Origin of the sequence: Pontiella sp., assembly GCF_041622395.1 — a bacterium.
Taxonomy (GTDB): domain Bacteria; phylum Verrucomicrobiota; class Kiritimatiellia; order Kiritimatiellales; family Pontiellaceae; genus Pontiella.
The window spans coordinates 1-3,465 of the sequence record NZ_JBFJYW010000357.1; the positions used below are offsets into that span (position 1 = coordinate 1).

Consider the following 3,465-nt stretch of genomic DNA (forward strand, 5'->3'; position numbering starts at 1 on the left):
TAGGCTGCTACAGCGGCACCTTTCGACGCGTTGCCACTTCGCTCCGCTCGTTGCTTCGCATGCGCGAAGCCTGTCTCCCTCCGGTCGGCTGTTGCCAAAGCAAACTCGGCGCGTGAATAATTCAGGCTCGCTCGCTCTTTCATGAACGAGGCCGGAAAGGACGCACGCCGCGGACCCATTCCCCGCGGAACGGAAATGCTCACGATCGTGAGCATTTGCGTTCCGCGCTTTTTTCTTCCGCATCCGGACACGCGCGCCCCAGCCCATATCTTGTAGCAGGCGAGGCTGCGAAGCGCGGCAGCGCCTTCAAGCGGCGCGGCAAGCTCTTTCGACCAAGCCCCCCGAACAAAGGGGATCGGAACCGATCGTCGCACATTTTTTCCCGCTCTTGACCCTCGTCAAGGAACGGGGCGGCGGGGTATGCCATTCTCTGCCCACAATTTAAGACAAGGAGTGTAACCATGAAACGCAAGATTATCGAGATTAACGAAGACCTCTGCAACGGATGCGGAGAATGTATTGTGGGCTGTGCCGAGGGCGCATTGCAACTGGTGAACGGAAAAGCCAAGATGGTGAAGGAAGATTTCTGCGATGGCTTCGGCGACTGCATCGGAACCTGCCCGACAGGCGCCCTGAAGATCGTCGAGCGCGAAGCCGCCGCCTACGATATCGAAGCCACCCGCGAACACGTGGCCAAAATGGGCGACGACGCCCTGAAAAAATTCGATGAAGCCAACGCCGAACACGATGCGAAAGAAAAAGCGGCGGCCGCCAAGCCCGCCGGCGGCGGATGCCCGGGACTCCAACTTCGTTTCGGCAACAAGGCGAAGGACGAGAAGCCGAAAGCCGCGAGTTCGGAGGTATCCGGACAGGTGATCAAGTCCGACCTCGACCAGTGGCCGATCCAACTGCATCTCGTTCCGCCGACCGCGCCCTTCTTCGAAGGCAAGGAACTGGTGGTGCTGAGCACCTGCTCCCCCGTGGCCTCGCCCGACGTCCATTGGCGCTATGTCCGCGGCCGCGCACTGGTGGTCGCCTGCCCGAAACTCGACAAGACCGAAGGCTATGTTGAAAAACTCGCCGGCATCATGGCGGGCAACAACATTCCGAAGGTGATCATTGTCCGCATGTCGGTCCCCTGCTGCGGCGGCCTGACGGCCATCACCAAACAGGCGCACGCCATGAGCGGACGCACCGACCTGATCGTCGAGGAAGTCACCATCGGCCTCGATGGCGAGCTGCTGGGAACGAAGCAACTGTAGATGACCTTAGACCGTCGCAACGCGACAAAGGAGTGGATAAAATGAGCGACTACAAAGGACGGGCCTTGGACCTCAAGAACGAAATCACCTATGCCGACGGCGCGGTGATCAGCAAAATCCTGCTGCAAAAGAAAACCGGGAACCTAACGCTGTTCTCCTTCGCCAAGGGGCAGGGTTTGAGCGAACACACCTCGCCGTTCGATGCCGTTGCCCAGGTGGTCGAAGGCGAAGGCGCCTTCATCATCGACGGCGAACTTAAAAAGGTGAAGGAAGGCGAAATGATCATCATGCCCGCCAACATCCCTCACGATGTGCAGGCCGCCGAACAGCCCTTCAAAATGCTGCTCACCATGATTCGTTCCGAACAGTAGGTTCCGACAATCTGATTTTGGACAAAACGGCTTTTCCGAGCAAACGGGAATCGTTTTGTTCTGGATTCGTTGGTCGAACTCCCGCGCATCTCAGCCGAGCCAATCCCACGGGTTGGAGAGGATGCGGATTTCCTTGCCCTGCCAGTCGATGATTTCGTCCTCGGTGAGCCGCAGGATCAGGCGGGAAAGGCTTTCGGGGGTGGTGCCGATGGCGGCGGCGATATCCTTTTTGGAGAGCGGCGTATGGATCCGCTCTTTCTCGCCGTATTGCGCGCGCAGGAAGGTGAAGAAGCGGCACTCGACATCGGTGGTGGTCAGCTCCTGGATGCGCTCGGCGAGATAGCGCTGCTTGGCCATGAGCAACGCAATGAAGTCGTTGCGGAACCCCTCCTCGGCCAATAGGCGATGCACGCCCGCCTTGGGGAAGACGAGCACGTCGGCGTGGGTGACGGCGCGGGCGGAAACCGGATAGCGATCCCGTTCAAACAAGACCACCTCGGCAAAAACCTCGCCGGGCTTGATGACGCGGATCACCACCTCGCGACCGTCCTCGGTATTCTTGTGCAGCTGGATGTTGCCGTCGATGAGCAGGAACATGTCGTTCCCCTGCTCGCCTTCGTGGAACAGGTATTCCTTTTTCTTCACGTGCGCGACGGAACAAATGCGGGCCAGCTCGCGCCGATGGTCATCGTCCAACCCCTTGAAGAAGGAGGTATTCTGGATCAGCAATTCAAGGTTCATGCCGCGCAGTTTGGCCGCAATGCAAGAGCGTTGCAATTTCCAATTCAAATTTAGGGCGAATGGCTATAGGCTCTTGCAAATTACTGGAGATCGCCATGTTCCTGTTCGGCCCAAAGGAAGAAACCTGCGTACGCATTCCGTTGAATGTGAAGGGCCGGCTCTATTGCAGCCCGATGCCGTTCGGCCCCTACGACCCCGGCAACGCCCTGCTGAAGATCTACAAAAAAAACAAGATCGGGTTCGTGGTCATGCTCGTCACCGACGTCGAGCTGGAAAAGAAGGCCAAGAAAAACGTCATCGAGATCTACAAACAAAACCACATCGAAGCGATCCGCTTCCCGATCGCCGACTACACCAGCCCCGAGCTGTATGCCTTTTCCAAGGTGGTCGACCAAGTTGCGGGTTATCTCCGCGCCGGGGCCAACGTGGCCGTGCACTGCAACGCGGGCGTCGGACGTACCGGCGTTATGACCTGCTGCATCGTGCGCGACATCCTTAAAATTTCCGCCGACGAAGCCATCGCCTACGTCAAACAACACATGCAGACCAATATGACCGACGAACAGATGCGCCTGACCAACCGCTTCCAACCGCTCGCCGAACGCATTGCGCAGGAGCAAACGAAATGAACAACGTCTGGTTCGCCCTCGGGCTTACGGTTTTCGCCGGCATGGCCACCGGAATCGGCAGCGCGATCGCCTTCCTGGCCAAGCGCACCAACTATCGGTTCCTCTCCGTGGCCACGGGCTTTTCCGCCGGCGTCATGCTCTATGTCTCCTTCGTCGAAATTTTCGTCAAAGGCGTCGACTCGCTCGTCGAATCCTTCGGCGACCCCATGGGCCACTGGATCAACGCGGTCTCCTTCTTCGGCGGGATGGCGCTGATCGGCATCATCGATGCCCTCATTCCGCATGCCGAAAACCCGCACGAAATCCATTCCGAAGCCGAAAGCGCCCCGTTGCACGACCCCAACGCCCCGATCCCCGACCCCGAACACCAACACGACGACTGCATCCCCAGCGCCCACCGCCACCACAACAAAAAATTGATGCGCATGGGGCTCTTCACCGCGCTCGCCATCGCCATCCACA

Annotated in this window: 4 protein-coding genes and 1 pseudogene; 4 read left to right on the top strand and 1 reads right to left on the bottom strand. The window is 58.8% G+C overall.

From position 1 onward, the window contains the following. The first annotated feature begins 461 nt into the window (after positions 1-461). Positions 462-1,262 (top strand): ATP-binding protein, encoded by an 801-nt coding sequence (locus tag ABYO54_RS15400; RefSeq protein WP_372809122.1) that lies wholly within the window; start codon positions 462-464, stop codon positions 1,260-1,262. 41 nt (positions 1,263-1,303) lie between these two features. Further along, entirely contained in the window at positions 1,304-1,633 is a 330-nt protein-coding gene (locus ABYO54_RS15405) for a cupin domain-containing protein (protein ID WP_372809123.1), read from the top strand. A 90-nt stretch (positions 1,634-1,723) separates the two neighbouring features. On the opposite strand, the gene ABYO54_RS15410 is transcribed toward ABYO54_RS15405, so the two are convergent. After that, complete coding sequence (locus ABYO54_RS15410; RefSeq protein WP_372809124.1) at positions 1,724-2,374, bottom strand: Crp/Fnr family transcriptional regulator; 651 nt, start codon at positions 2,372-2,374, stop codon at positions 1,724-1,726. Positions 2,375-2,433: 59 nt separating this feature from the next. On the opposite strand from ABYO54_RS15410, the gene ABYO54_RS15415 reads away from it, so the two are divergent. Further along, positions 2,434-3,003, top strand: coding sequence for a dual specificity protein phosphatase family protein (locus ABYO54_RS15415; RefSeq protein ID WP_372809125.1), 570 nt, complete (start codon positions 2,434-2,436; stop codon positions 3,001-3,003). Then, positions 3,000-3,465, top strand: a pseudogene (locus ABYO54_RS15420) (zinc transporter ZupT); the annotation flags it as partial. The gene ABYO54_RS15415 and the pseudogene ABYO54_RS15420, both read left to right, overlap by 4 nt.